At 39.4% G+C, this 4,487-nt stretch carries 5 protein-coding genes; all 5 read left to right on the top strand.

The genetic code is table 11. The features are described from left to right. Positions 1-266, top strand: a 266-nt coding sequence (locus tag PHD84_10550) for a DUF2703 domain-containing protein (protein MDD5638234.1), incomplete at its 5' end; no start/stop codon positions are given. A gap of 514 nt (positions 267-780) precedes the next feature. Then, a complete protein-coding gene (gene selD, locus PHD84_10545) occupies positions 781-1,827 on the top strand; it encodes a selenide, water dikinase SelD (GenBank protein ID MDD5638233.1) in 1,047 nt (348 codons plus the stop codon). Between the two features lie 28 nt (positions 1,828-1,855). Beyond that, positions 1,856-2,956 carry a YedE family putative selenium transporter gene (gene yedE / locus PHD84_10540; protein ID MDD5638232.1) on the top strand — a complete coding sequence of 367 codons (1,101 nt, stop codon included), beginning with the start codon at positions 1,856-1,858 and terminating at the stop codon, positions 2,954-2,956. Further along, positions 2,956-3,168: a sulfurtransferase TusA family protein gene (locus PHD84_10535; GenBank protein MDD5638231.1), complete on the top strand. Its 213-nt coding sequence runs from the start codon at positions 2,956-2,958 to the stop codon at positions 3,166-3,168. Before yedE ends, PHD84_10535 begins: the two co-directional genes overlap by 1 nt. Before the next feature lie 24 nt (positions 3,169-3,192). After that, on the top strand, positions 3,193-4,356 hold the full coding sequence (locus PHD84_10530) for an aminotransferase class V-fold PLP-dependent enzyme (protein ID MDD5638230.1): 1,164 nt from the start codon (positions 3,193-3,195) through the stop codon (positions 4,354-4,356). The last annotated feature ends 131 nt before the right edge of the window (positions 4,357-4,487 follow it).

Genomic DNA, 4,487 nt, shown 5'->3' with positions numbered 1-4,487 from the left:
AAAAAGAAGAATTGAATATTTCAGAATTTAAAAAAGAACCTTTGCAATCAAATCGTATCTGGATAAATGACCAGCCAATTGAAAATATAATCAAAGGAGATGTCGGGCAAAGTCCCTGTTGTGATGCGTGCGGCCTTTCAGATTGTCGGACTGTTGAAATAGGCGGACATACCTATGAAACAATTCCTGCTGATCTGATAATCCAAGCCTCTCTAATTGTTGCAAATAAGATCCTATCTTCAAAAAAGTCTCATTCTTGTTGTTAGAATAATTACCTGATAATTTATTTTTTTAAATGGATTATTAAAATATTTTGAAAATTAAATTATTAAGTAGATTGACAGAGGAATATAATAGCTATAGAATTAATGATAATATAATTTTTTGCACTTCAATTTTCTATTAATTTTTTTTGAAAGAGAAGAAAATTATGAAATTCTTAATTCATCCTGATAAGTATGCTAACCTGAGAATAATTGGATTTCCTATTTTTGTCTTCTTTGTGCCTGGCTGACGCTGTTTTATTACAAAATAGCGGTCGGCTATATAATACCTTACTAAAATTAAACACTATTCAACAACTTCAAATCACATTAATCTTTTGATTTTATTATCCAAGTAAACCTTATTTATAGCTGATACAGCTAATCACCAGATGTCCTGTTTGCTTGTTATATTTCCTTTAAATTTATTCTTGTCTGGTTTTACACATCATATATTAAACAAACTCGAAAAGACCTGGCTAAGCCAAAAAAGCTGAAATAGGGGGGGGTGAAACAGATGGAAGATAAGAAAAAGAGACTGATGCAGATGGTATCTGCTGCTGGCTGAGCAGCAAAGTTAAGTTATCAGGATCTCGGTGAGATTCTCAAGAAATTCAATCATATTAAAGATGAAAATATCTTAAGCAGTTTTGAATATAACGAAGATGCAGCAGTGTATCGTATTACTCATGATATTGCTATTGTCTTTACAGTTGACCTTATCACACCAATAGTGGATAATCCTTATATTTTTGGCCAGATTGCTGCTGCCAATGCGTTAAGTGATGTCTATGCTATGGGTGGGAAACCACTGTTAGCTTTGAATATTACCTGTTTTCCCGATAGTCAGATAGGAGATTTAAACGAAATCATCATGGGTGGATTGGACAAAGTACAGGAAGCTGGTGCAATTCTTGCCGGAGGCCACAGTTTACAGGATAAGGAGCCTAAATACGGTTTAGCCATTTTGGGGACTGTTCATCCTGAAAAAATAATTAAAAATCATACTCCCCGGGAAGGAGATGCATTAATATTAACCAAACCCCTGGGTACCGGTATTATCTCTACTGCCCTGAAAGCAGAAATAATCAGTGAAAATAAGGCAACAGATGCCATTAACTGGATGAGAAAACTGAATCATATCCCTGAAGAAGTTTTAAATTTAGCTATTCACAGCATGACAGATATTACCGGCTTTGGATTATTAGGTCATCTCAGTGAAATGATGATAAACAAAGATTTATATGCTGAAATCCAGGTAAATAAAACTCCAATCTTAACTGGAGCATATGAACTTGCCTGTCAGGATATTATTCCAGGAGGAAGTATAGTTAACCAAAAGACATTTTCCTGTGGTGTTAAAAAAGAAACAGAAATATACCCGGCCAAAGAAATACTGTTGTATGATGCCCAGACTTCCGGCGGACTTTTAATCTCAGTCAGTGAGGAAGATGCTCAACAATGCTTATCATTATTAAAAAATGGGGGATTTGTTGACAGTAAAAGGATTGGACAGATAAGAAAAGATCCTTCCAGAAAAGAAAAAATCATTTTAATTCAATAAATAAATCTAAATAGAAAGGAAATATTTTATGAGCTTGAAAAATTGGTTTCTTTCCCGAAAAATAATTATTATGACCGGAGCCTTCATCGGTATTGCGGCAACTGTTCTACAAAAATTAGGCAATCCTGCAAATATGGGTATCTGTGTAGCCTGTTTTGAACGGGATATTGCCGGTGCTTTAGGGTTTCACCGGGCAGCGGTAGTTCAGTATATCAGACCTGAGATTATAGGCTTTGTCCTGGGCTCCCTGATTGCTGCCCTGGTCTTCAAAGAATTTAAGCCTAGAGGAGGTTCATCTCCCCTGATCCGCTTTGTCTTAGGTTTTCTGGCTATGACTGGATCTCTCGTTTTTCTGGGTTGTCCATGGAGAGCCCTGCTGCGTTTATCCGGCGGAGATGGTAATGCCCTCTTCGGCATTGCAGGATTAGTAGCTGGCATCTCGATCGGTATTTTCTTTATCAAATCCGGTTATAATCTGGGACGTAATGAAAGAAGCAGACCTCTGGCAAGCTGGATTCTACCTTCAGTTATGGCAGGACTTTTGTTGTTGCTTCTCTTCAGAACTCAATTGCCCACCGGAGTTGTGTTTTTCAGTATAGAAGGTCCTGGTTCTCAACATGCTCCGGTCCTGATTGCCTTGATGATTGCCTTAATTATTGGTTTTGTTGCTCAGAGAACCAGGTTTTGCACAGTTGCAGCTGCCAGGGATGTTCTTCTGATTAAAGACACTTACCTGTTTACAGGGGTAGTCAGCTTATTGATAGCAGCCTGGATCAGCAATATTATATTGGGACAATTTAATCCGGGATTTCAAAGCCAGCCTGTAGCTCATACCAATCAGATCTGGAATTTCGGAGGAATGGTTTTAGCTGGACTCGCCTTTACGCTGGCAGGAGGTTGTCCTGGTCGTCAGCTCTTTCTTTCCGGAGAAGGAGATACTGATGCTGCAGTATTTGTTTTAGGTATGATTTTTGGCGCAGGTTTTGCCCACAATTTTGCTACCGCCAGCTCCGGCAGCGGGCCAGGTGCCTGGGGACCTGCGGCAGTCATCGTGGGATTGATTATCTGTCTATTCATTGGATTCAGTATGAGTGATTTAACCAAGAATAAAAAGGAGGTATCATTTTAATGGTTGAAAAATTTGATGTAAGAGGGCTATCCTGTCCGCTTCCGGTGGTTAAGGTTAGGAATAAATTAACAGAATTGAAAGAAGGATTATTAGAAGTACTGGTAGATACCGGAACAGCCAAAGATAACATCATCCGCATGGCTGTCAATAATGGCTGGAAGGTAGAAGCAAAAGAACAAGGGGAAGAATACTTATTAATCATAACTAAATAGGTTACCAAACAGGAAAGGAAAACAATGATTTATTTTGACAATGCGGCAACCTCTTATCCTAAACCGAAAGAGGTGTTAGAGGCTATTATTGATTTTACAGAAAATATCGGAGCAAGTCCCGGACGTTCAGGACACCGGCTATCTATTGAAGCAGGGAGAATTCTTTATCAATGCAGGGAAAACCTGGCTGAACTGTTTAACGCTTCTGATCCCTTGAGAATTATTTTTACCCTGAACATAACAGAAGCCATCAATCTGGTATTAAAAGGTTTAATGCGTGCAGGAGACCATGCCCTCACCAGCAGTGTAGAGCATAACTCTGTCATGCGCCCCTTGCGGGAACTGGGGAAGAACGGTGTTCAGGTGCAGGTTATCCCCTGCTCCACTGATGGTATGCTTGAACCAAAAAATATCGAAAAAGCTATTAAAGATAACACTACTCTCATTCTCCTGAATCATGCTTCAAATGTAACCGGTACCTTGCTGCCTATTCGTTCTATCGGTGAAATAGCCAGAAAAAGAAACATCCTTTTTCTGGTTGATGCTGCTCAGACTGCAGGCGCCTACCCATTAGACATGGAAAAGGAACATATTGACCTGCTGGCATTTACAGGTCATAAAGGCCTCTTTGGACCGACAGGCACCGGGGGACTGGTCATAGGAGAAAGAGTTGATATTCACAGGATTATTCCTCTCAAGACCGGAGGGACTGGCAGCCGGTCAGAATCGGAAATCCATCCTGATTTCCTGCCTGATCGGTATGAAAGCGGGACACCAAATATAGCCGGAATAGCTGGACTGAATGCAGGAATCCGTTACATTCTTAAAAGAGGAATCACGCAGATACACCAGCAGGAGATGTTCTTAACTAATAAATTAATTTCAGGTTTAAAGGAAATACCTGAGATTACCGTATACGGTAAAAACAGTATTGAAAACCGGGTAGCTGTGGTTTCTTTTAATATTCAGAATCAATCTCCCTCTGATATCGGTTTAAAACTTGATGAAGACCATGATCTTATGTGCCGGGTTGGCTTGCATTGCTCCCCTGCTTCCCATAAGACCATAGGAACTTTTCCCACTGGAACAGTCCGTTTCAGTATGAGTATCTTTAATACGGATGAAGATATAAAAAAAGCAGTTAAAGCTGTCAGCATAATAGCAAAAGAAAATAAACAGAAAGGTTAGCAAAATGACTGAATCAGGACAAAAAGGCGTTGTTATCTTTTATTCAACCAGAGGGGCTATCAAAACAGAAAGTTTAGCAAAGAAACAAGGGCTTGTTGTTAAGCTTATCCCGGTGCCCCGTCATTTAAGCT

The sequence above is a fragment of the Atribacterota bacterium genome (assembly GCA_028717805.1).
Lineage (GTDB): Bacteria > Atribacterota > Phoenicimicrobiia > Phoenicimicrobiales > Stramentimicrobiaceae > Stramentimicrobium.
This window is presented reverse-complemented; position numbering and strand designations above follow the sequence as displayed.

Excerpts from the sequence above, each read along its gene's own strand:
- yedE (MDD5638232.1), top strand. The coding sequence starts at position 1,856 with ATGAGCTTGAAAAATTGGTTTCTTTCCCGAAAAATAATTATTATGACC.
- PHD84_10530 (MDD5638230.1), top strand. The coding sequence starts at position 3,193 with ATGATTTATTTTGACAATGCGGCAACCTCTTATCCTAAACCGAAAGAG.
- PHD84_10535 (MDD5638231.1), top strand. The coding sequence starts at position 2,956 with ATGGTTGAAAAATTTGATGTAAGAGGGCTATCCTGTCCGCTTCCGGTG.